Below are 21855 nucleotides of genomic sequence, written 5' to 3'. Positions count from 1 at the left end.
GTATGCCCCATTATGATTAGACGAAATACTAAAAATCAAAAATTTGAGGGGATAAGTAAGCAGTTGTGTTAAAATAGAGTTCACAATAAAAAAACAAAAATAGATATGGCCTTTTTTTCGATTAAAAAGAAAAGCCTGATCCTGTGTATGCTGGCCTGTGGGTTATCAGCTTATGCACAAAATCAGGATTCTCTGAAGACCACACCTCCTCCACAGGAAGAAGACAATGTAAAATATCCGCAACTGCAGATCAAAGGCCTTTTTCAGGCACGTTACCTTGTAGGAATGAGTAAAGATGTAGATGTTAACGGACTTCATCACACCGACGGTTCCGGAACTGATAATAATTTCATGCTCAAATACATGAGGGTTCAGGTTCGGGCACAGATCAGTAAACGTACGGAAGTTGTTGTTTTGGCCAACCTTGCCGATTTTAAAAATGATCCCAAAAGCAGAGTTCTTGAAAATGCTTACCTGAAGTATACTTTCAATCCCAAATTAGCAATTACTGTAGGACAGTTCAGACCTTGGTTCGGTATCGAAGAGACCTATCCTATTGATATTATCAAGTCTTTAGACTGGTCCAATCAATACACAGAATTCGGAAAACTGGGCTGGACAAGCTTCCAGATCGGGATGTCTGCTACAGGGCAACTTCAACTGGGAGAAATTCCTTTCCAATATGCTGTTTCAGTAGTGAATGGAAATGGAAAAAACCAGATCAATGATAATGACAACGGAAAACAGTATTCTACCCGTCTGGTTTTCGGATTATCAAAAAAATACCACTTCAATGTAGGTCTGAATGGAGGTACCGGAGAAGTTTTCAGCAAAAAAGTATATGCGCTGGGCGTAGATCTAAGTTCACTGATCCAGTTTGATCCAAAATGGAGCCTTGATATGCAGCTGGAAGCCAAACAGGCAACCAATCACGTTCTATACAACTCCATTGCACCTGAATTACGTCCTGATAATCCTGACCAATATCTTATCCGCGGTGCTTATTTTCTTCCAAATCTAAGATATGAGATCAACCACAAAAATCTCAGCGCCTTCGAATTATCCTGCCGCTACGAATACCTTGATACGAATTTCAGAATGGCTTCCAACCCAAGACAAACAATCACTCCGATGGTCGGATTGGAATTCCTGAAAAATTACGGTGCAAGAATTCAGCTGGGAGTACAGTTTGACCGCTACAAACATCAGGTGGAAAACACATCACAATACAACAATAATCTATTCATTGTACAGGTACAGAGTAGGTTTTAAACGATTAAATAGTTAGTATCATGAAAGAAATTAATATTAAAAACGTAGCGATCACATTTGTTGTTGCGTTGATCATATGGTTCATTCCTGCTCCGGAAGGTGTTGCAGAGAATGCCTGGCATCTGTTTGCCATCTTTGCGGCAACCATTTTAGGAATTATTCTAAAAGCTGCTCCAATGGGAACAATGTGTATGATGGCTATTGGATTTACAGCCCTTACGCAGGTAGTTGCTCCGGGAGATGCGGGGAAATCTATTACCAAAGCGCTTTCCGGTTTTGGAGATAAAGTAATCTGGCTGATCGGGATTTCATTCTTTATTGCCAGAGGATTTATCAAAACAGGATTAGGAAATCGTATCGCCTTTTTATTCATCCGAGTTTTTGGGAAAAGCTCACTGGGATTGGCTTACGGATTAGGACTTGCCGATGTTTGTCTTGCTCCTGCTATTCCTAGTAACACTGCAAGAGGAGGTGGAATTATCTACCCGATCATGAAGTCTATGGCCATAAGCTTTGATTCTGTTCCTGAAAAGCCGGAAACCCATAGAAAGCTAGGGTCATTCCTGACTTTGAACAGTTATTACATGAACCTGATCGCTTCCTCTATGTTCCTTACCGGGACAGCCAGTAATCCAATGTGTCAGAAATTTGCCGCTAACCTTGGTATTGATATTACCTGGATGTCATGGGCAGCAGCAGGTTTTATTCCGGGTGCAGTAGCATTCTTTATCGTTCCTTTGGTATTGTATAAATTATATCCACCTGAATTGAAAAAAACAGGGGATGCTCCGAAAATGGCCGCTCAGAAATTAAAAGAAATGGGGCCTATCTCAAGAAATGAATGGCTGATGCTACTGGCATTCTTCATTCTGTTAGCCCTTTGGATATTTGGAGGAGCACTTTCTATTGATGCTACTACTACAGCCTTTATCGGATTAACATTATTACTACTAACCTCAGTATTAACCTGGGAAGATGTAAAAGGTGAAAAAGGAGCTTGGGATACGATAGTTTGGTTCGCTGTACTGGTGATGATGGCAAGTTCTTTAAATGAATTAGGTTTCATTGGATGGTTCAGCAACCTTATCAAAGTACAGATTGGAGGTTTGAGCTGGCAGGTAGCTTTCCCGGTTATTATTGTAGTATATTTCTTCAGTCACTATATTTTTGCCAGTGCTACTGCTCACGTAGCGGCCATGTATGCTGCCTTGCTGGGTGTGGGTGTTTCTTTAGGAATCCCACCAATGCTGCTGGCAATGATGCTTGGTTTCATGGGTTCAATTTACGGGGTACTTACTCATTACGGCCACGGTCCTGCACCGGTATTCTTCGGAAGCGGATATGTTGACCTGAAAGTCTGGTGGCTCAGAGGTCTTGAAATTGGAATCGTTCTATTGATCATTTATATGGTTGTAGGAGGATTGTGGATGAAAGTCTTAGGATATTATTAACCAATAAATCAAAAATATGTTATCAACACTGTCAAGAAAAATGCTGATGTGCCTTACAGGACTCTTTTTGGGATTCTTCCTGTTGATTCATTTCCTTGGAAATCTTCAGCTTTTTCTTCCACAAGAACAAGCGCACCTGCAGTTTAATGCTTATTCGCATTTTTTATCAGGAAATATCATTATCAAAATAGTCTCTTACGTTTTATATGCCAGTATTATTCTGCACGCAGTAGACGGACTGATGATTACTTTAAAAAATAAAAAATCAGGAGGCGGTTATCAAACGGACAGACGTGGAAGAGCTAGCAAATGGGCTTCCAGAAATATGGGAATCCTGGGAACATTAATTCTGATTTTCCTGGTGATCCATTTCCAGAACTTCTGGTATATCTATAAATTCGGAAATCCTCCTTTGGATGAAAACGGAAATAAAGACCTCTACATTCTGGTAGTGAATGTCTTTAAAGAATGGTGGTACGTTATCATTTATGTTGTATCAATGATCGCTTTATGCTATCACCTGATTCATGGGATCCATAGTGCTGTAAGAACTCTGGGATTATATCATCCTAAGTTTGTACAATGGTTCAAAACTATCGGGATTGCGTATTCAATCATTATCTGTGTAGGTTTTGCATTGATGCCTGTGTATGTATTCTTCACTTATCATTAAAAGGAACGATTATGATTTTAGATTCAAAAATACCACAAGGCCCATTGGAACATAAATGGGAAAATTATAAAAAGAAAGCAAAACTCGTAAACCCTGCCAACCGTAAAAAACTGGATGTGATTGTTGTAGGAACAGGATTGGCGGGAAGTTCAATCGCAGCTTCTTTAGGGGAAATGGGATATAATGTCAAATCATTCTGTTTTCAGGACAGCCCGAGAAGAGCACACTCTGTGGCAGCACAGGGAGGTGTGAATGCCGCCAAAAACTATAAAAATGATGGTGACAGTGTCTACAGAATGTTTGTAGATACCTTAAAAGGAGGAGACTTCAGAGCCCGTGAAGCCAATGTCTACAGAATGGCAGAATGTTCTTTGAACCTCATCGACCAGGCTGTTGCACAAGGTGTACCTTTCGGGCGGGAATATGGCGGATATCTGAACAACCGATCCTTCGGAGGAGTTCAGGTGAGCCGTACTTTCTATGCGCGAGGACAAACGGGGCAGCAACTTCTTCTGGGAGCTTATCAGGCTTTAATGCGACAGGTTGGAAAAGGTTCCGTGCAATTATTTTCAAGACATGAAATGCTGGATCTGGTTACTGTTGATGGGAAAGCCAGAGGAATTATCGTAAGGAATTTAGACACAGGAGATATTGAAAGACATGCCGCCCACGCTGTAATATTGGCAACCGGAGGTTACGGAAAAATTTATTATCTGTCAACCCTTGCCATGGGATGTAACGGTTCTGCCATCTGGAGAGCCCATAAAAAAGGAGCTTTAATGGCTTCCCCAAGCTGGATTCAGGTACACCCTACTTCCCTTCCGCAATCCGGAGATTATCAGTCCAAACTGACTTTAATGTCTGAATCATTACGTAATGACGGCCGAATCTGGGTTCCATTAAAAGAAGGGGAAACAAGACAACCCAATGACATTCCGGAAAATGAAAGGGATTATTATCTTGAAAGAAGATATCCGGCTTTCGGAAACCTTGCTCCAAGGGATATTTCTTCCCGTGCTGCCAAGGAAAGAATTGATGCCGGTTTCGGAATCGGGCCTTTGAAAAATGCAGTATATCTTGATTTTTCCAAAGCAATACAGGAACAGGGAAAAGATAAGATTAAAGAAAAATATGGAAACTTATTCGATATGTATCTTAAAATAACAGGATATGATGCGTATAAAGAACCTATGATGATCTCTCCTTCTGCCCACTTTTCAATGGGTGGACTTTGGGTAGATTATGAACTGATGACTACTGTTCCCGGACTGTTTGCTTTAGGTGAAGCTAATTTTGCCGATCACGGAGCCAACAGATTAGGAGCCAACTCTCTTTTACAGGCGTCTGTAGACGGATATTTCATTGCGCCTTACACGATTGCCAATTATCTGGCAGATGAAATTCACACCGGAAAAATTTCACCGGATACTCCTGAATTTGAACAAGCTGAAAAGGCTGTTAAAGATCAGATCAACAATTTCATTAATATTAAAGGAACCAAAACCGTTGATTATTTCCACAAAACTTTAGGAAAGCTCCTCTATGATTATTGCGGACTGGCCAGAAATGAAGAAGGGTTGAAATATGCCATTCAGGAAATCCGAAAACTGAAACAGGAATTTTACAAAGACGTAAGGGTTTCCGGACAGGGAGATAAAATGAATACCGAACTGGAAAAAGCAGGCCGTGTAGCCGATTATTTCGAAATCGGAGAACTGATGTGCTACGATGCCTTAACCCGTAACGAATCCTGTGGAGCTCATTTCAGAGAAGAATATCAGACTCCGGACGGAGAAGCTATGAGAAATGATGCGGAATACCAATTTATTTCTGCCTGGGCATGGAAAGGGGAAAATGGTGAACCTGAAATTATTAAGGAACCTTTAATCTTTGAAGAAATTCAGCCAACGGTAAGAAGTTACAAATAAAAACAGAAAATTATGGATTTACATCTTAAGATATGGAGACAGAAAGACAGAAAAAGTGAAGGAAAACTGGTAGGTTACGACCTGAAAGGATTGAATTCTCACATGTCTTTCTTAGAAATGCTGGACACTTTAAATGAAAAACTGATTATTGAGGGTGATGAACCTGTTGAGTTTGATCATGACTGTCGTGAAGGCATCTGCGGACAATGCGGGATGATGATTAATGGTATTGCCCATGGTCCTTTGAAAAATACAACCACCTGTCAGCTTCACTTAAGGTCCTTTAAAGATGGGGAAACGATTCTGATAGAGCCATTCCGTGCTGAAGCATTTCCGGTGAAGAAAGATTTAAAAGTAGACCGTTCTGCTTTTGACAGAATTATATCTTCAGGAGGTTTTGTATCTGTGAATACAGGCCAGGCTCCTGATGCTACAGCAATTCCGGTGACTCACCAGACAGCTGAGGAAGCTTTTGATTCTGCTGCGTGTATCGGATGTGGAGCCTGTGTTGCCACTTGTAAAAATGGAAGTGCAGCTTTATTTACCTCTGCAAAAATCACTCACATGGCACTCCTTCCTCAGGGAAAAGAAGAACGAAGCAAGAGAGTGCTGGATATGGTGGCTCAAATGGATACGGAATTATTCGGGCACTGCTCCAATACGGAAGCCTGTGAAGTAGAATGTCCTCAGGGAATTTCTGTTTTGAATATTGCCAGAATGAATTTTGAATACAACAGAGCTTTGTTTTTCAGAAAGAAAAATTAATCTGAGAAAGCAAAGATGATCATAAGTAAAGGACGAATTTGTAAATTCAAATTCGTCCTTTTATTTCTTATTCTATCATCGCCACTACTCTGGCGGGAGCAGCAGAACCGCCAACAATTTTAAGGGGAAATACACAGATTTTAAATCCGGATGGAGGTAGTGCGCCCAGATTTGTAAGCTGTTCGATGTGTAAATATTCTTTTTCGATGCCTACGCGGTGGCCTTCCCAGAAAAATTCAGGATCATTGAGTTCTTTGGCTTTCTGAGCCATATATTTCAAAGGAAGATCCCAGCCCCATTGGTCGATTCCCATTACTTTTACGCCCTGATCAATCAGCCATTCTGTAGCTTCTTTACTCATTCCGGTGCCTTTTTCCACAAAATCTGGAGTTCCCATCATTTTGTCACGATCCGTTCTGATCAGAACAATATTTCCTTCCTGAATGGTAATTCCGTTTTTATAGAGATCTTTTTTCAAATCCTCAACAGTGATAGCAACAAAATCTTCTTTATGCGTACAATCAATCACAATTCCGTCTCCATAGCACCATTCCAACGGAATCTGGTCTATGGTTTTGGCAGGCTTCCCTTCCACTACAGGGCCATAATGCCAGGGAGCATCAATATGTGTAGTAGCATGAAGTCCCATATTTTTGATCGTGTCATCTGCCCAGCCTGTCCAGTTTTTAGGAAAAAGCCTTGATGGAAGCCTCAATGCAAGACGGATCAACCAATGTGATTTTCTGTGGGCTTTATGTTTAATTTTCACCCGCATGAACCACGGATCTCCTGCATTGTATTGGATAGGTTTTGTCAGATCGACAAGTGTTGTTTTCATATGATTTAGCTAAGAAGACAAAGATAATGAATAAGGCAAAAAAACGAATAGATATTAGCAAACGAAAACAGATTAGCCATTACTGATCTTTTTCTAATTCTATCGGGTTTTCATATTTTTTGTTTTCTTCTCGTTCTTTTTGTCTTTGTCTTATCATTTCTTGACCTTGTATAATAGTGGTTTCAGAGCTTTGAAGTACACCAATTAAATTTGCATTAGCATCTTTTAACGCTTTTTCAAATTTCGGTCGAGTCGTTTCAAAAGCTTCATTATATCTATTTTCGTTTATCTTTATTAATTTACCTTTTAATTTAAATGTAGGTGTAGACTTTACTAGCTCAAAATCATATTCTCCTTTATCATCTGTTATTTTAACAATCAATCCAGGCAATCCGCTAAATTTATATGGCCCATAGGGTAATGGAATTTCGGGAGAGTACCAAGCGATCCAATTTCTCCCCTTAAAGGTAACTTCCGCTTTTTTACAATTAATTGTGTTTATTATTTTTGTATCATTACTCAAATTCCAATTTTTAATGATCGGTTCTTTATAGGTAAGTATTGACATTCCAACTAAGTTAAAATACTGTATATTTTCATTTGATTGTATTATAGTAAAGGAAAATTTTGTTTTTGGGATAGACATTCCCTTCGAACTTAACAGTTTTGCTCCATTTTCTAAAGTTTTTATTGGAAGTGCTTGGAATACAGAATCTCTTTTCAGTGACTGAATACTCGCAAAAAAAGCACGTTCATCGCCTATCTGTAATGAAAAAAATTCTTCATGTCTATAATCAGGAGTTGATGTATTCAATTTAGCTTTTAATAAATAGGTAAATTCACCACGCAGACTATCTTTTTTATGTAATTGAGAAAAAAATAAGACACTAAAAAATAAGGCTAATAATTGAAATAATTTTTTATAGTAATACATAGAATTATTTTTGATTGCAAAAAAAATGCACTTATAACATAATAAAGCCATAAGTGCAATAATTAATATGAAACAAATATTAATTACAGTAATTTGCTTCAAGATTAGCAAGCCATTGATTTGCTTGTTCTGCAGTCCAATCTTGAGTTGTAGTAGCAGTCTGGCCACAAAATTCTGCAATCCAAACTTGTTTAACACCTCCTTTTACAGTTTTAAGATCTTCACGAGTCATTTTTTTTAATTTTTTCATAAAATATGTTTTTAGTAAGTATCAAATATATACAACTAATTCACATCTGAAGGACATTTTTTATTATGTTAAGTATTTGTTTATCTTAGAAATACATGTTTTTTACTTAAAAATTTCCGTGTAAAATTAAATTGATTTTTATCCTGTTACTTAAACAAAATGTATTCATAAAAAAAAATCATTTGGATATTTTTTTATATGTTAAATAGTCAATGTCAAACAGAGACTTTACATCTAAAGTCTGAAAATATGTAATTGTTCTGATGTCATATTATCAGATTTAGTGGTTTTGCCTTTTTGCTATTTCGCCTTTTTACTCCCTAAACTCCTCTGGGAATTATAATCTTCTTCGGATCATCCTCATCATACATAATCTCAATAGTTCCCTGTTTAGGAATGGAAGAGAGCTTTAGAAAGCTGACAATTTTCTTATATACCGCAATATGTTCAGTTCCTCTGAAATCTTTAAAACTTACCTGAAACATGATTTGTGGCTGATTATTAACAAGAAGACCTGTCTCACTTACACTGATGATATTGGCTTCAGCATTTCTTCCTGAAAAAAGAATACGTTCTTCTTTTGTATTTTTTAAAAGCCTGCCAAAAATCAACTGAAAAACCAGGACATACATAATGGTCATCACCCCGCTGAAAATAATCGGGTGCATGAATGTCAGAAACCTCCAGCCGAAATCAAAGGATTCTCTCCAATAGAAATAAGAGTATAAGCCAATAACATAAGCAATCAATAATACAAGAAACACAATTCTTAAAATCATTCCTGATGTATTGAATCCCACTTTCTGATCGCTTAAAATAAAGTAAGGCTCCTTTGATGCCTGAGGATTCAGCAGTACTTTTACTTTGTTTCCTGCGTCAAATCTTTTTTCGTATGGTTTAGAATCATGAAACATCGTTTTATGTTCTATCACCGTATTGCTGAGATTAGGAAATGAAAGCGTAACCTGAATGAGATTCATGTTTTTCTTAGCAATGTATTTGAGGAGTTTATAATCAATGATTTTGGCTTCTCTTGGTATTCCGTTCCTAAGAATAGACTTTATCGTATTTTTCTCTTTAAAAGTTGTAATGAAAAGCTTATTGATAAAGAAAATAATCACATATCCCCATATTAACAAAGAAAAACCGAGATACCCATAGCTCACCGCTAATGAATTTCTCGGTTCTGTTGCCAGCTCTTCACTCATCATATAAATGAAAATCGGAAAAGGAACGCAGAAAAAAAAGAGAAAAATTCCCCAGAAAATGATCATAAATTTCATAACTGTTATTTTGTAATCAGCAATAAAGTTATGATATTATTATGGAACCGGAGATTTCTTTTTATACCTCTTTTTCGAAATAAAGTCTGTAATATTTTCCTTTATCATCCTCACCCATCTCGATTTTTTGTCGGTCTCCGTGGATGTAGATATGGAAGTTTTTATCTAATTTAATAATACTTTTAAAGTGTCTCTGTGTCTTTTTCACCGCAGCTTCACTGATTGGAAATTCCTCGGCAATATTCACCTGCATATCCTGTTCGTAATCTGTTTTAAAGTTCACAAAACTTTCAATTACATGCTCATCACCCAGTACTTCATTGGCAAATTCATCCAGCTTAAATTCTTCTTTTTCCTTGAAGAAATTGATAGACTTATTCAGGAAATCTGCCTGGTCTGCTTTGGAAACTTCAAATTCCTGAGGAAGTTGTTTGGTGATATAATCTTTATACACCATCAGGGCTTCCTGCGTGTGGAAATATTCGTCATCACGCTGTTTTACTTTCAGGAAATCTTCGAACCAGTAGTACATATCCCCGTTTTTGTTGTTATCAACTACAGAAAGTACATATCCTGTTTCTTTATTGTTGTTGTAGATCAAAGCTGCTTTATCAATTTTGGATAAACCAATACCCTGGTCTTTTTCAATATCAAATGTCTCTTCAGCAGGATTGATTTTCAGGAAAGATTCTCTCTTCTCCGTTTTAAAAATCCCGATTTTATCCACTCTGTCCGGACGGTCGCTTTCATCTTCGAAAAGTACGATGAAAAGCTCTCCACTCTGAACTCTCGGGTTCTCAGCAGCCTCGAAAAGATGTTTGGCAATATTCTCAGATTCCCAGATAAACTTGGATTTATCATCAAAAATTTCAGATACTGCACTGTAAACCGGATTATTCACCAGATAAGTGTCACTATAAAAATGGAAGGTTTCTTCCGATTTAAAAGAACCTAAAAAGTAGTCTTCAAGCATTTCTGCCATTCCTTCTTCCAGCTTCAATTCCTCCTGGGAAAGTGTAAGCGAATCTCCGTTGATCTTATTTCCGACTCTGTGTACTATTATTTTTGAAAACATTTTCTGAATATTTGGACTGCAAAGATATTCATTCTTATCCTTACTGCGAAACTTAAAAAATGTCATTTTATACTACTCTCTTTTAACCACCCCGTCAAAAATTCTTTGAATTTTCGCCACCCCTCCAAAGGATGGGAATTATCAGTCCTCAGATTAATAAGAAGGTGTGATAGCAGCAATTTTTGTCTTTTTATTTTTTCCAAATTGATAAAACCCTTATCATTTTGACAGGCTTTTTTGTTTAAAAAACTCAACTATAAAATCATAATTTATTAATTACCAACATATTAATTACATTCTATTTTCATCGGAATACCATTGGCATTATGATTTGAAAACATAGAAAAATGGACTTAAAGACTTTAAACAGAATCGACAAGCTCAGAAGGTTAAAAAGCAAAGGACCTGCAACTCCAAAATGGTTTAAGCCCTATCATATGCTCTTTTTTGCTTTTTTAACCATTTTCATTTTTGGAGCCTTCATCAAAATGCTCGAAAACTATCACCATTAAAATATAATACGATGAACTATTTACAAGCCGTAAAGGAAATCACTGATGTGGTTCCCGATTTTGAAAACGAAGTAAAAGAGATTAAAATTCAAAACTCATACAGCATTATCCGCACCTTCACGGAACGTATTAAAAACATGATCCGACAGAATGACAGAAATCTGCTGTTCAGAAGTTTACAAAAAATGGACAAAATTTATACTGACGGAGACACGGTACTGAAGAATGCTATTGAAACTACTTTTATTTATTCTCTGGACAATTGTACCGCTTTCTGCAGTGAAGAATACAGAAAAGTGATTTTTAGTCACATTTCTGCCAACCTTCAGAAAGTATATTCAAGACAAATTTACACTCACGGCATATAACCGTTTTGTTACATTTTTTATCCGTTTCATTACAAAGTGTTTAAATTAAACAAAAATAAAAATAACTCACAATCAATAGATTATGAAAAATAAAATCAGAAGAATTTCAGACTGGAAAACCTGGAAAACCACTACTAACAGGCACAATGCAGAAATATTACTCACTCACATCGCTGTGATCGTCGGAGTATTTATTTTTGCTGCCTGTCTTTAAATTTTGGTATACATTTCGCTGCAATATAAAGTGTTTGAAAAATTCTTAATTATGATGAAAGTACAAATGCAAACTATTAATCAAAAAATAGCTGTTGAATACTTAAAATTTTTCTATCCGCCACTTCGCAATGAAATCACCCAGCTGTCTGTACAGGACAATTTCGCCGGGATCATGCAGGCTACCGTGAATTATCTGAAGCACCTGCTGCAGGAATCGAAGATCAATATCATTGCCCATCACATCAAGTTGATGGACTGGATCTACAGAAACGGGAATTCTTATGTAAGAACCATGATTGAAAACCTTTTTGTAAGATCTTTCGAAAGCTTCAAGAAACACGCAAAGATCCAACATTGGAAACTTCTTTACCAATATATGCCTGTAAGCTTTCAGATCATTTATAATGAACAACAGAAGCAGGATCAGATGTATTTTGGAAAATAAATGAAATTAAAAGACGAAAAGGCGAATCCATACATTTGCTCTTTCGTCTTTTTACTTTTGGTGCCTATTACAGGGAATTTTCATCCTATTCTATTTCACAAGTCCGTGTAAAAGGCCTATTTTTGCAAAAAGTACCGATGAAATACCCATTTTACATTGCGATGCTGTCGTTATCGATGATCTCATGTGAGAATAATGACAATACGATTGATGATCCGAGACCTGTTGATAAAAATGTTTACCAGTTTCAATTTAAAAGCTATGTTGTAAAAAATACCGTGTTGTACCAGGGGGCAAAAGGAGAAAAATCTACTCCGGATGAATCTTATCTCAACAAGTATTGGAGTCTGTACCAGGAACCCGCCTGGGAAAAAATAAGCCTTGATCTTAAAAACAAGACTATCAAGTTGCTGTCAGAAACCTCAACTACAGATTTTACTTACAGTTTTACCATGGTGAATGATTCTGTAATGATCAAAGAGAATAACAATAATAAGCCAACTTACATTGGTGATTTCCATAAAGACACTTCTTCGTTCACTTTAAAAAGAACGTACAGATATGTTAAAAAAGTCCCCCGAGATGATCATGACGCCCTATTGATTACTAAAAGCGCTCATTTTGGGACCACCCAATACGAAAATATTTTTGTCAATATATTTTCTACTCCTTATGAAATGATCAAAACAGGAGATCAGGTTTTATGGAGCAATATTGAATATTCTTATAAATAATTGTAGTTACCCCTTATTTCTTAATTATTAAACTAAAAAAACTTCCTGTCTTATTAAGATCCAGGAAGTTTTCATTGATAAACCTTCTATAATAATATATGTCAAAGATCGTTTATTGATAAACCATACCATGAAAATAAAATTTTCACTATTCTTTCTGTTTTCATTATACTTATTCAATGCCCAGATTTCCGACCAGCTAAAACAACTTATCGACCCTATAGATAAAGAATATTTTGACTTAACGATTAAAGAGGATTATGATACAGACAAGTATTCCAAATTATCCGAAATGTATAATGAAATTGATAAAACAGCAACCAATGATGAACTGTTTTATTTGGCGGTTAACGGAAGTACATTTATAAGAATCAATGCAATATCTTCTCTTATAGATAGAAATGACAAAAGGATTGTAGATTTATACCGTTATTATTCTAAGTTTACCTTAATCTATTATCAGAAAATGGGATGCGTGGTCACGGCTCAGGATATGGCATTAAGCAGTATACGGGGAAAGATTATGAATAAAATTAAATATTATGAACTGTATAAGAATATGAAAACACAAAAAAATTGGGAACTTCTATTTTCTAATGAAGACATTGAATATTATAAAAAATTCAATGTGGGTGATTTTAAATCGTATGTAAAAGCATGTGATGAAATCGACAAAAAATTTATTCCAGAAAGAATAGAAACCAATGATTCCATCAAAGAAATATGGAAAGATAATAAACTTCATGTACCTTCATTATAAAAATAAATCCCAGGTAATATTCCCGGGATTTTATTTTTATTTCTTTACAAAGACTTTCTCTATAATCTGTGACTCTTCATTACTTAGTTTTGAGGCTTTCCCCAGCTTGGCAATGAAAGTGGCTACTTCTTCCGGTGTCGCTGGTGATCCCAGATTTTCTCCTTTAGCATCAAAAGAATCTGCCAATACTTCTCCTTTTGGATTTAGAATCAGCCAAAAAGGAAGCCCCGCGTTTCCGCCTTTATATTTATTCATAAGTTCCTGCCCGCCTGGATTTTCAAGGCTCTTCTTATCACCTCTTTCCTGAACGTCTACATATGCGGTGACAAATCTTTTATCAAAAATAGGTTTGGTTTCAGGGAGATCCATATTCTTTTCCATCATTTTGCACCACTTGCACCATGAAGCATGGAACACCAGTAAAACATTTTTCTTTCCTGCTTTAGCTTCTGTGAAAGCTTTATTTAATACAACATCTGCATTTTCCTGTGCTGCTCCCAACTGGAACAGTAACAAGGTTGCAACGATAATAATTTTAGAGTATTTCATTCTGAATTTTTATTTAAAACTTAAACGAATTTAGGTATTTTTATCAATAATATAATTCTAGTTTTCAATCATTTTAGTTAAACATTTTGTAATTTCGTCTATAACAAAGAAATTTCTTTCACAGTATAAAAATAGAAGTACCCCAATCTCTAACAGGTCTGCAAAATGATTGAAATAAAAAAATATTCTCATCAGTCCGGGCATTCGGAACCAAGAAGAGTCATCAGATACACCTTATTCTGGTGCCAGTCCGGAAATGCAGAAATTCTGATTGATGAAAATATTTTCATCATGGCAGCCGGGCAAGTTGTAACGATTACCTCAGGGCAGTTTCATCAGTTAAAATCGGTGAAAGGAGAAGTGATTGCTCTGGAATTCACGCTGGATTATTTCTGTAAAAGCGACAATGATATTGAGCTTATTTTCCACAATGGTCTCTTCTGTCATTTTGGAATGAATGAAATGATTGCTATACAAAACCCTTCATTTTTTACTGAAACGCTGAATGTTATTGAAAAAGAAATTCAGGAACAGCCTTACCAGTATCTGATCTCTACGCATTCTATGGTTGAATTGCTATTGGTGGAAATCAACCGCAATAAAATTGCCAATGGTGATGAAATCTGGAAACCGGATGCTTTATTTTTAAAATTCCTTGAAAGTGTAAGAGATCATTTCCAAGACAATTATCAGGTCTCTCATTTTGCAAATCTTCTTGGAACTACTGAAGCCAAACTGAATGAGATTTCAAAACTTCATACCAACAAAACGGCTCAGAATGTGATCTACAGTCTTACCATCTCCGAAGCCAAAAGACTTTTACTCTACGAAAAACTTACCGTAAAAGAAATCGCCTACCAGCTAGGCTTTAATGATCCTTTCTATTTTTCAAACTTCTTTAAAAAACATACCTCACGTTCTCCAAAAGAGTATCAGAAAGTGGTAAAGGAAATGTAAAAAAAGGAGTTTCAGTCTGAAGAAAAAAAATTAACAGCCTCTTATTAACTTCCTTCTTCCCTCAGATATTATATGCTTTTTCCAGAATTGTCTATTCTTTAGGCAACGGCTTTCGCTGAACTTTGTACTGTAATTAAAACCTAAAAATTATACGTATGAAAACGCAACAGGATGCCGCCGTTTTTTTATTAAGAATTGCTCTGGCTGTCGGATTTTTATCTGCTGTGGCAAGCAGAATGAATCTTTGGGGAGCACAATCTTCCGGCTGGAAAAATTTTGTTCATTATACCGCGGAAACCAATTCATTTTTACAACAATCTTGGGCAGCCATTATTGCAATATTATCTACCATTGCTGAACTGTCAATCGGAATCCTGCTTCTTTTAGGTTTTCAGATAAAAAGAACAGCAACGTACGCCTCTATTCTCTCTTTATTTTTCGCAATAGCCATGAGCATTTCTTTTGGAATTAAAGAGCCTCTGGACTATTCAGTCTTCGCATTCAGTGCCGGAGCGTTTCTTCTGCGTACTTTTCCCCGTTACGTATGGAGTTTAGACAAACTTTTACATCAATAACAATTAAAATTTACATATTATGAACACCAACATCCACGATTACATCGTAAAAACAGAACAGAAAGAATGGCAGCCTTTAATTGAGAAAGGGATTCATTATGAAGGGATTTTTGTAAAATCTTTGAAATTTGATCCTGAAAAAAAACGTTCTACCAGTATTCTTTTAAAATTTGAACCAGGAGCCAGCTATCCTTATCACAATCATCCTGCAGGAGAAGAATTGTTTATCATGGAAGGTGATGCAATTATTGCAGGAGCCCGGCTTGAAAGTGTTGATTATTTATACACTCCTCCAAATTTCAAACATGCCGTGAAGTCAGAGCAGGGCTGTATCATTCTTTTTATTATACCGGAAGAAGTGGAAATTCTTTAGGCTGATAGCCAGATAAAACCACAGTAAAACTTTTTTACTGTGGTTTATTATAATTCAAAAAAATAGGGTTGCATTTATTATTTCAAAGCTGTTTTGTCCGGTGATAGTGAATTGAAATCTATTAATGTTTTTTTCTTTCTTATAATATCTACCAAAGTCTGTACTGAAAATGTGAGCATGATATAGAATAGAATAAGTACAGATACATATCCAATTTCATGTTGTCTGTATCCGAAAATTCCTTTTCCCCATGAGATCAGTATCCATTGGATCATATACATTGAGGTTAAATTTTTACTGCAGTATTTTAAGACACGTATAAAACCATTTTCTTTAACTTTGGTAGTCATGGTATTGATTAACCATAAAAATAGTAAAGTCCAGCCTGCAAAATAAATAACACCTCCAGGACCCATATGATAAAAACCGTTGTAATTATAATCTCCATATAGAAAAACCAACGGTGCTCCTATAGCAATGAACAATAATCCTACATACAGCATTTTTCTAAATATTTGTTTGATATCGTAGTTCAGTTCCTGAAACCATTTCCCGAAAAACATTCCGATGATGATAAAAGCCATCCATGGAAAAACAGGAAAATACACGTAGGCAGGATAATCGGTATTGAAAAGAAGATCCAGGATATAATTGATCACAGGATAATCAAGAGTAAGTCCGCTTACCTCTCTGGATATCAACGCAACGAATAAACCTAATGCCAGAATGATATATTTATTTTTCACATACGCCCTGATAAAGCCGGCAAATAATAAAGACATCCCCGCCAGCTGTAAAATATCACCTAACTGCACCAGATATACATACTGTTGCTCGATGGGTGCATGCCATCCGTATTTCTGAATAAAATTATCGGGAGCAAAATTAAAAATGACAGGAATCATAAACTTCATAAAATTCATCAAGAGGCCTGCAAATACCAATAAAACACCTCGTTTTAAAGCACTTTTAACACTTTGATGGCTGGAAGTCATGAAAGTAATTCCCATACAGATCAGAAAAATGGAAGTTCCCCTTCCAAGAAAAACAATAAAACTGCCGACAGCTGTTTCATATTGTGATTTTACATTGGCATACACCAATAAAGTATGTATAATGATCATTCCGATGACACTTATACCCTTTATTATATCCAGAGTAAGGATTCTTTTGTTTTGTGATTCCATAGTTTTTAATGAGAATTTGGATTAGATGGACAAAATTGTATTCATTAATGATTTCCTTAAATTATATTTTTATTTATTCTAAATAAAAATCAAATATACAAATTAAAACCACTTCTCATAATTCATGAATCAATTTTCATAAAACAGTAATACTTAAATACTTACTCCACTATTAATTAGAATAGTATTTCCAACGTTCAAGCATGTAATTTTCCCTCGAATTGTCCGAAAGTGAAACGGTTAATACTCCCTATCTTTTAATAAAAAAACTCTTCCGGACGGAAGAGTTCTTATCATATCTAAACTTATAACTCGGAACCATAATGTGATCTTTTAGAAATCATAGCCCCGAACCAAGCATTTTTATCCAGATCGGTTTATACTCCGGGTTTTTAATACCTTCCGTATGATAGGGATTACCATGAACAGGCTTATTGGATTGCTGACTAATAGGCTGATCTAAAGCAAAAACATTCTCTGCAGGAATATGAAGTTCTTTACAAATTTTCGCTAGCTCTGTTGCAGCACCTTCTTTCACATGGTAGGTTGCAAAAACATTTTGGGGTGATGTCACCAGTTTTTGAGAGTACCAGCCTGCAATTTTTTTTGTTTTAGAATCACTGTAATCCCAGCCACCAGAAAAGCTGATAATTCTTGCTACAGACTCATGCTGGGCAATAAATTCAGCCATTCCTCCCCCCTGGGATTGACCAGCGATGGCAATTTTGCTCCAAAGAGGTTTACCTGTGTTCTGATCCAGATATTGAGACCAGACACCCTCTTTATCATTTTTCGACAAATACTGTAAAAGTTTTGTCAGGCGAGGTACAATGGCATCCTGATACTGATCCGGAATAGGCAGAAAAGTATTATCACCATAAATACGTTTCCTACGAAACTCAGCAGCACAGTCAACATTTTGACTCAAATAATCACCTTTACAGACCTGCGAAACTCCAGGTGCACTCATAAAAGAGAGTGCAATAATTCTGTATCCCTGGTCCAATGCTGTTTTAAAAAAGCTCTGAGGAACATGATCAGTTGATCCTCCGGTTCCCGTAAGCCATAACAACACTTTATTGTTTTTAATGGCCTTGTCATAAATTACACGATGCGCACTGTCCCAATTCTTTACTGAAGGGTCAGCTTCACTGGGTTTCACCTTGAGTCTTTTATATGCTGAAAAATCAATAGTCGGACTTATCTTTTGCGCTGTCAAATTTGCGGACAAACTTACCATGACAAGTAAAATAAATGTCGCAATAGCAGATAACGAAATCTTTTTCTCCATAATATATATAATTAAATTAAACAATTAAAAACTCTTTAAACAAATATTAAAACTCAGATCTCAGGATAAAATCTACTCCCATTTGAGCATGTAGCAATGTGGTATTGAATATCGGTATATTCAGATCATTTTGCCCTATAATAAGGGGAAATTCAGTACATCCTAATATAATACCCTCCGCACCCTTTGATTCCAGAATTGCAATCTGATCCAATATGTATTTTTTTGTTTCAGGCTTTAAAATACCAAGAGACAGTTCTTTTTGTATAATGGTATGAAGCTTTTCTCGGTCTTTCTCTTGGTCGGGTACCATTATATCAATATCATATTTATCTTTTAGGATTTTTGCAATAAATGGCTCCTCCATGGTAAATATTGTTCCAATAAGCCCAACCTTACAGAGCCCTTTTTTCCGGACTGCAGCGCCTATTGCATCTCCAATGTGCAGTATGGGAATCATGCTATGCCGTTGCACATCATGATACACTTTATGAGGTGTATTGGCACAAAACATTGCGGCAGATGCTCCGGCTTTATACAACTGATCACAAGCCTCAATCAGCATTCTTGCTATTGCATCCCATTGATCCGACTTTTGTAACTGATGCATACAATACTGATCAAGATTTACTAATACAAGAGGAGGATTTGTATTATTACCGAAATGATCATTGATGGTTTGATTCAGGTACATGTAATATTCCAGCGTTGAATGCCAGGAAAGACCTCCGATAAGACCTAATTTTCGTAACATAGGATGCTGCATATTTTGATGATTATCTATAGAACTTGTATTGTAATTAAACATAAATTAATTGAAGTATTTTTTATTTTTATCTTAATAATATTTCATATAATCTTTAAATTATTCATTCCTAATTTCAATTACCTTAAAATTAGGCTATGATCCATTGCAGATTATATTCGTAATGAAAATAAGCTATACCAAAAAGCATAGCTTATTTTTATATCTTGAAAATGGTCTCATATCAAAAACCTATGTTGCAGATTTTCAACAAATAAGAAATCCTTATCTTTCTATTTACTAAATTACAGATCTTACATTTCTATATTTTATTGATAAGATATGCTACTTATTTCCCTAAATAAACAAACATATTCACACTTAAGCTTTGAGGCTGTATATTGATGGACTGCTGCGCTACACCACCGTTTACACTATTTGTGTTAAATGAATGGGAGTGCGGATTCTGGTATAATACATTAGTATTAACATGATCAAGATTTCTCGTACCTGTACCAATTTTTCCAGCTAAGAAGGTATATGAATAAGTATCAGTTGCTGGTCTACCATTGTTATTGATAATATCATACTTTATAGTAGGCTCAGCAGAACTGGTTGTACCGGATAACTGAAAATCAGGCAATTGATTCCTTGCTATTATACGGGAGTTGTTACTGTTAATACTTCCCAATCTTGTACCATCCTGTACTAAGTAAGAGTTACTGGCATTAGGAATATATGATGCAAAACCTAAAGAATTTGCCGCAGCTCTTTGAGTAGTAGTCAGACCACCTGTTGGTCTTCCATCTAGTTTTACCCATCCGTTATGATCAGAAACTGAAAAACTTGCCTTAATATCTCCAATATTAGCTGAGCTTACTCCAACAGTACCCCCATCGGTAGATCTCCAGTAAGAATTACTGAAAACATATTCCAGTGCTTTACCATTGGGAACGGTAACGCCATCCAGTGTAGCTCCAAATCCTCCTGTAGTATTATTATAAACGATCAGTCTCTGGCCCGCATTTGGAGCTGCTGGAGCCGAAATAGCCACATTTGCTGTAGCAGCACCAGTGAGCTGTACCTGGCTTACGTTAGGCGGAACGGTAACATTATTACCAGAAACAGTTAGTACAGTTTCACGATTGGTAATCGCTCCATTCACATCCATTGCTGTACCCGGAGTTGTGTTAACACCTACATTCCCCCCTGCTGGATTTAACACCAGAGGAAGTCCTGTAGCAGCTGTTTTGTTCTGGCTTGAAATATAAGATCCATAAGGAGAGTTTGCATAGGTTCCGAAATCAAGAGCATGATTACTGTTTCCATCAACCCGAAGTGTGGCATTGGTAGTTGCTGTACCCAGTGCAGAAGGCTGGGCATTGCTTCCAGCTATCACCAGTTTATTAGTGGGGGTCACAGTCCCTACTCCAACATTTCCGTCTGAGGTAATACTCACTTTCTGAGTATTATTGGTAGTAAATCTCAGATCATTAGCAGTAGTGGTCCCCACAGAAACTACACCTCCTCCGATATAGGATTTAAAATTAACTGTACCATTGGTATGATTCAATCCAAAGCTATTATCTGGTGTACTGATAGTAAGCTTGGTATCGGGTGTTGTGGTGCCGAGACCTACACGGTCATTAGCCGCATCCACAGAAAAGGTACTTCCATCCACAGAAAATGCATTGGTCTTTGTACCTGTAAATGCTAAGGTATTTCCTCCCTGTATTACTCTTCTGTGACCAGTAATAGTACCATCCGCATTATAAATATTGACAGAAGAAGCTCCCCCTGAACCACCATTAATAGATCTCCATCCAGAGTTACTGTATATATATTCTAAAGCTTTACCATTGGGAACAGTAACGCCATTCAAAGTAGCCCCAAACCCACCTGTGGTATTATTGTAGACAATAAGGCGCTGACCTGCATTAGGAGCTGCAGGGGCTACAACAGCTATGTCAGAGGTAGCTGACCCCGTAAGTTGTACCTGACTTACATTAGCTGGAATAGTAACAGAATTACCTGTAACATCCAATGTTGTTTCACGATTGGTAATCGCTCCGTTCAAATCCAATGTTGTACCGGGAGTAATTGTACCAATCCCCAGATTACCATTGGGGGACATCATCAAATCATCTTTAGCCTGAGCTGCGGTAGGTACTCCTGTGGGTGGGTTATTTTTTAGCCCATCAACGCTAAGTATTCCCTGAGGATTCGCTGTATTAATCCCCACTTGTGACTTGGCCAACAGGGAAAAGATAACAAACATACTTGTTAGTAATAAATTTTTTTTCATCATTTGTGAATTAATTTTAAAAAATTAGTTAATATTAAAAAAAATCATTTGTGTGTGAATAATGTTATAAATAACATCAACAATATTAGAACACTTAAAATGAAGCTCAAAATAGAACCATACAACACACATGCATTTCGCATACATCAATAGTACATCACATCTCAAATACTATAAAACTCATATAAAAGCATTACTAATTCACAAAAACAATATATTTAATATACCTGCTATATTTTTATAAAAATTACAATAAATTCTTGTATATACTTAACAAAAAGCAAATTGAAAACGTCTGTATTCAGAGTTAATAATATAACAAACAGTTATTTATTTTTTTCAATCATAGAAATAAGGAGTATTGCTCCC

At 36.3% G+C, this 21855-nt stretch carries 24 protein-coding genes; 14 read left to right on the top strand and 10 right to left on the bottom strand.

Annotated elements, in window-relative coordinates:
- The first annotated feature begins 105 nt into the window (after positions 1-105).
- The 5 genes from A1704_RS13415 to A1704_RS13395 are packed head-to-tail and all read left to right on the top strand — an operon-like array spanning position 106 to position 6089.
- Positions 106-1272 (top strand): porin, encoded by a 1167-nt coding sequence (locus A1704_RS13415; RefSeq protein ID WP_062674171.1) that lies wholly within the window; start codon positions 106-108, stop codon positions 1270-1272.
- A gap of 20 nt (positions 1273-1292) precedes the next feature.
- Complete coding sequence (locus tag A1704_RS13410) at positions 1293-2723, top strand: anion permease (protein ID WP_062674169.1); 1431 nt, start codon at positions 1293-1295, stop codon at positions 2721-2723.
- Between the two features lie 16 nt (positions 2724-2739).
- Positions 2740-3396, top strand: a complete 657-nt coding sequence (locus A1704_RS13405; RefSeq protein WP_062674167.1) for a succinate dehydrogenase cytochrome b subunit — start codon at positions 2740-2742, stop codon at positions 3394-3396.
- Between the two features lie 11 nt (positions 3397-3407).
- Positions 3408-5324: a fumarate reductase/succinate dehydrogenase flavoprotein subunit gene (locus A1704_RS13400; protein ID WP_062674165.1), complete on the top strand. Its 1917-nt coding sequence runs from the start codon at positions 3408-3410 to the stop codon at positions 5322-5324.
- Between the two features lie 12 nt (positions 5325-5336).
- On the top strand, positions 5337-6089 hold the full coding sequence (locus tag A1704_RS13395) for a succinate dehydrogenase/fumarate reductase iron-sulfur subunit (protein ID WP_047434364.1): 753 nt from the start codon (positions 5337-5339) through the stop codon (positions 6087-6089).
- A gap of 67 nt (positions 6090-6156) precedes the next feature.
- On the opposite strand, the gene A1704_RS13390 is transcribed toward A1704_RS13395, so the two are convergent.
- The 5 genes from A1704_RS13390 to A1704_RS13375 form a co-directional block, all read right to left on the bottom strand.
- On the bottom strand, positions 6157-6927 hold the full coding sequence (locus A1704_RS13390; RefSeq protein ID WP_062674163.1) for a cyclase family protein: 771 nt from the start codon (positions 6925-6927) through the stop codon (positions 6157-6159).
- Between the two features lie 79 nt (positions 6928-7006).
- The gene (locus A1704_RS13385; RefSeq protein WP_062674161.1) at positions 7007-7861 is read right to left on the bottom strand and encodes a GLPGLI family protein; all 855 of its coding nucleotides are present in this window, start codon (positions 7859-7861) and stop codon (positions 7007-7009) included.
- Between the two features lie 79 nt (positions 7862-7940).
- Positions 7941-8111, bottom strand: a complete 171-nt coding sequence (locus tag A1704_RS24495; protein ID WP_157885772.1) for a bacteriocin-like protein — start codon at positions 8109-8111, stop codon at positions 7941-7943.
- A 320-nt stretch (positions 8112-8431) separates the two neighbouring features.
- The gene (locus A1704_RS13380) at positions 8432-9394 is read right to left on the bottom strand and encodes a hypothetical protein (protein WP_062674160.1); all 963 of its coding nucleotides are present in this window, start codon (positions 9392-9394) and stop codon (positions 8432-8434) included.
- A 61-nt stretch (positions 9395-9455) separates the two neighbouring features.
- Positions 9456-10469 (bottom strand): nucleoid-associated protein, encoded by a 1014-nt coding sequence (locus tag A1704_RS13375; RefSeq protein WP_062674158.1) that lies wholly within the window; start codon positions 10467-10469, stop codon positions 9456-9458.
- 347 nt (positions 10470-10816) lie between these two features.
- Between A1704_RS13375 and A1704_RS13365 the strand changes: the two genes are divergently transcribed.
- From A1704_RS13365 to A1704_RS13345, 6 genes are all read left to right on the top strand, one after another.
- Positions 10817-10981, top strand: coding sequence for a hypothetical protein (locus tag A1704_RS13365; RefSeq protein WP_238590615.1), 165 nt, complete (start codon positions 10817-10819; stop codon positions 10979-10981).
- Between the two features lie 11 nt (positions 10982-10992).
- Positions 10993-11349 (top strand): DUF7674 family protein, encoded by a 357-nt coding sequence (locus tag A1704_RS13360; RefSeq protein WP_062674154.1) that lies wholly within the window; start codon positions 10993-10995, stop codon positions 11347-11349.
- Positions 11350-11431: 82 nt separating this feature from the next.
- Positions 11432-11563 carry a hypothetical protein gene (locus tag A1704_RS25010; RefSeq protein WP_262486817.1) on the top strand — a complete coding sequence of 44 codons (132 nt, stop codon included), beginning with the start codon at positions 11432-11434 and terminating at the stop codon, positions 11561-11563.
- Between the two features lie 51 nt (positions 11564-11614).
- Positions 11615-12010 carry a DUF7674 family protein gene (locus A1704_RS13355; RefSeq protein WP_062674152.1) on the top strand — a complete coding sequence of 132 codons (396 nt, stop codon included), beginning with the start codon at positions 11615-11617 and terminating at the stop codon, positions 12008-12010.
- Positions 12011-12147: 137 nt separating this feature from the next.
- Entirely contained in the window at positions 12148-12744 is a 597-nt protein-coding gene (locus A1704_RS13350; RefSeq protein WP_131797510.1) for a hypothetical protein, read from the top strand.
- Positions 12745-12874: 130 nt separating this feature from the next.
- Complete coding sequence (locus A1704_RS13345) at positions 12875-13504, top strand: hypothetical protein (protein WP_062674148.1); 630 nt, start codon at positions 12875-12877, stop codon at positions 13502-13504.
- Between the two features lie 36 nt (positions 13505-13540).
- Here A1704_RS13345 and A1704_RS13340 read toward each other — a convergent pair whose 3' ends face one another.
- Positions 13541-14053, bottom strand: a complete 513-nt coding sequence (locus A1704_RS13340) for a thioredoxin family protein (RefSeq protein ID WP_062674146.1) — start codon at positions 14051-14053, stop codon at positions 13541-13543.
- Between the two features lie 165 nt (positions 14054-14218).
- On the opposite strand from A1704_RS13340, the gene A1704_RS13335 reads away from it, so the two are divergent.
- From A1704_RS13335 to A1704_RS13325, 3 genes are all read left to right on the top strand, one after another.
- On the top strand, positions 14219-15010 hold the full coding sequence (locus tag A1704_RS13335) for a helix-turn-helix domain-containing protein (protein ID WP_062674144.1): 792 nt from the start codon (positions 14219-14221) through the stop codon (positions 15008-15010).
- A gap of 155 nt (positions 15011-15165) precedes the next feature.
- Positions 15166-15585 (top strand): DoxX family membrane protein, encoded by a 420-nt coding sequence (locus tag A1704_RS13330; RefSeq protein ID WP_062674142.1) that lies wholly within the window; start codon positions 15166-15168, stop codon positions 15583-15585.
- Positions 15586-15604: 19 nt separating this feature from the next.
- Positions 15605-15958, top strand: a complete 354-nt coding sequence (locus A1704_RS13325; protein ID WP_062674140.1) for a cupin domain-containing protein — start codon at positions 15605-15607, stop codon at positions 15956-15958.
- Between the two features lie 77 nt (positions 15959-16035).
- On the opposite strand, the gene A1704_RS13320 is transcribed toward A1704_RS13325, so the two are convergent.
- The 4 genes from A1704_RS13320 to A1704_RS13305 all read right to left on the bottom strand — a co-directional run bounded on the left by A1704_RS13320 (position 16036) and on the right by A1704_RS13305 (position 21489).
- Positions 16036-17145, bottom strand: a complete 1110-nt coding sequence (locus tag A1704_RS13320) for a heparan-alpha-glucosaminide N-acetyltransferase domain-containing protein (protein ID WP_062674138.1) — start codon at positions 17143-17145, stop codon at positions 16036-16038.
- Between the two features lie 340 nt (positions 17146-17485).
- The gene (locus tag A1704_RS13315) at positions 17486-18436 is read right to left on the bottom strand and encodes a BPSS1187 family protein (RefSeq protein WP_062674136.1); all 951 of its coding nucleotides are present in this window, start codon (positions 18434-18436) and stop codon (positions 17486-17488) included.
- 46 nt (positions 18437-18482) lie between these two features.
- Positions 18483-19190: an aspartate/glutamate racemase family protein gene (locus A1704_RS13310; RefSeq protein ID WP_065119644.1), complete on the bottom strand. Its 708-nt coding sequence runs from the start codon at positions 19188-19190 to the stop codon at positions 18483-18485.
- 340 nt (positions 19191-19530) lie between these two features.
- A complete protein-coding gene (locus tag A1704_RS13305; protein WP_131797509.1) occupies positions 19531-21489 on the bottom strand; it encodes a beta strand repeat-containing protein in 1959 nt (652 codons plus the stop codon).
- Positions 21490-21855: the final 366 nt, after the last annotated feature.

The sequence above is a fragment of the Chryseobacterium cucumeris genome, assembly GCF_001593385.1.
In the GTDB taxonomy this organism is placed as follows: Bacteria; Bacteroidota; Bacteroidia; order Flavobacteriales; family Weeksellaceae; genus Chryseobacterium; species Chryseobacterium cucumeris.
Note: the sequence above shows the minus strand (reverse complement) of the source record. Positions and strands in the feature narration are given on the sequence as shown.

Bases quoted from the DNA above. Each gene is read 5' to 3' on its own strand.
- A1704_RS13400 (WP_062674165.1), top strand. From the start codon at position 3,408: ATGATTTTAGATTCAAAAATACCACAAGGCCCATTGGAACATAAATGG.
- A1704_RS13335 (WP_062674144.1), top strand. From the start codon at position 14,219: ATGATTGAAATAAAAAAATATTCTCATCAGTCCGGGCATTCGGAACCA.
- A1704_RS13310 (WP_065119644.1), bottom strand. From the start codon at position 19,190: ATGTTACGAAAATTAGGTCTTATCGGAGGTCTTTCCTGGCATTCAACG.
- A1704_RS13345 (WP_062674148.1), top strand. From the start codon at position 12,875: ATGAAAATAAAATTTTCACTATTCTTTCTGTTTTCATTATACTTATTC.
- A1704_RS13385 (WP_062674161.1), bottom strand. From the start codon at position 7,861: ATGTATTACTATAAAAAATTATTTCAATTATTAGCCTTATTTTTTAGT.
- A1704_RS25010 (WP_262486817.1), top strand. From the start codon at position 11,432: ATGAAAAATAAAATCAGAAGAATTTCAGACTGGAAAACCTGGAAAACC.
- A1704_RS13350 (WP_131797510.1), top strand. From the start codon at position 12,148: ATGAAATACCCATTTTACATTGCGATGCTGTCGTTATCGATGATCTCA.
- A1704_RS13365 (WP_238590615.1), top strand. From the start codon at position 10,817: ATGGACTTAAAGACTTTAAACAGAATCGACAAGCTCAGAAGGTTAAAA.
- A1704_RS13315 (WP_062674136.1), bottom strand. From the start codon at position 18,436: ATGGAGAAAAAGATTTCGTTATCTGCTATTGCGACATTTATTTTACTT.
- A1704_RS13325 (WP_062674140.1), top strand. From the start codon at position 15,605: ATGAACACCAACATCCACGATTACATCGTAAAAACAGAACAGAAAGAA.
- A1704_RS13330 (WP_062674142.1), top strand. From the start codon at position 15,166: ATGAAAACGCAACAGGATGCCGCCGTTTTTTTATTAAGAATTGCTCTG.
- A1704_RS24495 (WP_157885772.1), bottom strand. From the start codon at position 8,111: ATGAAAAAATTAAAAAAAATGACTCGTGAAGATCTTAAAACTGTAAAA.
- A1704_RS13380 (WP_062674160.1), bottom strand. From the start codon at position 9,394: ATGAAATTTATGATCATTTTCTGGGGAATTTTTCTCTTTTTTTTCTGC.
- A1704_RS13340 (WP_062674146.1), bottom strand. From the start codon at position 14,053: ATGAAATACTCTAAAATTATTATCGTTGCAACCTTGTTACTGTTCCAG.
- A1704_RS13415 (WP_062674171.1), top strand. From the start codon at position 106: ATGGCCTTTTTTTCGATTAAAAAGAAAAGCCTGATCCTGTGTATGCTG.
- A1704_RS13305 (WP_131797509.1), bottom strand. From the start codon at position 21,489: ATGATGAAAAAAAATTTATTACTAACAAGTATGTTTGTTATCTTTTCC.
- A1704_RS13390 (WP_062674163.1), bottom strand. From the start codon at position 6,927: ATGAAAACAACACTTGTCGATCTGACAAAACCTATCCAATACAATGCA.
- A1704_RS13320 (WP_062674138.1), bottom strand. From the start codon at position 17,145: ATGGAATCACAAAACAAAAGAATCCTTACTCTGGATATAATAAAGGGT.
- A1704_RS13405 (WP_062674167.1), top strand. From the start codon at position 2,740: ATGTTATCAACACTGTCAAGAAAAATGCTGATGTGCCTTACAGGACTC.
- A1704_RS13355 (WP_062674152.1), top strand. From the start codon at position 11,615: ATGATGAAAGTACAAATGCAAACTATTAATCAAAAAATAGCTGTTGAA.
- A1704_RS13410 (WP_062674169.1), top strand. From the start codon at position 1,293: ATGAAAGAAATTAATATTAAAAACGTAGCGATCACATTTGTTGTTGCG.
- A1704_RS13375 (WP_062674158.1), bottom strand. From the start codon at position 10,469: ATGTTTTCAAAAATAATAGTACACAGAGTCGGAAATAAGATCAACGGA.
- A1704_RS13395 (WP_047434364.1), top strand. From the start codon at position 5,337: ATGGATTTACATCTTAAGATATGGAGACAGAAAGACAGAAAAAGTGAA.
- A1704_RS13360 (WP_062674154.1), top strand. From the start codon at position 10,993: ATGAACTATTTACAAGCCGTAAAGGAAATCACTGATGTGGTTCCCGAT.